The organism is Massilia eburnea (assembly GCF_009720745.1).
Classification (GTDB): domain Bacteria; phylum Pseudomonadota; class Gammaproteobacteria; order Burkholderiales; family Burkholderiaceae_D; genus Rugamonas; species Rugamonas eburnea.
In genome coordinates, this window is the sequence record NZ_WNKX01000073.1 from 1 (window position 1) to 478 (window position 478).

A 478-nucleotide genomic window follows, 5' to 3' on the forward strand; every position below is an offset into this window, starting at 1 on the left:
GGACCGCATGGCTCAAATCCTGCAGTGTCTGGTTTTCATTTCCCTTCGTTTTGAAGTAATCACCAATTTCAGCAGCTGCATACGGTGCCGCCGCATTGGCCGCGATCTGCGTTCCTGCTTGACCGGCAACCCCGCCAACCAGAATGCCGGTGACCACGTTCAGCGCGCGGCTCTTGTTGCCGCCCACGCCCCATTCTGCCTGGACTTTTTGGGCTTCTTCGATCGTTTTGTTCGCCGCCGCTATTTGTTCAGGCGTGCTATCCGATTTCTCAAGTACCTTTCGCGCCCCTGCTTCAGCGTTTCTCGCATCATTGGTAAAGTCGGCGGAAATCTGCTTGGCCGTCCCCATCGCCGTACCGGCGGCGATCGATATGGCCTGCTGCTCTTTCATGAGCTTTTTCAGGTCTGGCAGCTTGTCCAGTGCCACGTTGGCTTTGCTCGCGTCGGTGTTGATGCCCAGGTCTTTCACCGAATTGCT

1 protein-coding gene is annotated in these 478 nt (G+C 56.5%); it reads right to left on the minus strand.

Annotated features, from left to right (window positions below; translation table 11 throughout):
- On the minus strand, positions 1-469 hold a 469-nt coding region (locus tag GM658_RS29010), incomplete at its 3' end, for a hypothetical protein (protein ID WP_170299036.1).
- Positions 470-478 lie beyond the last annotated feature (9 nt).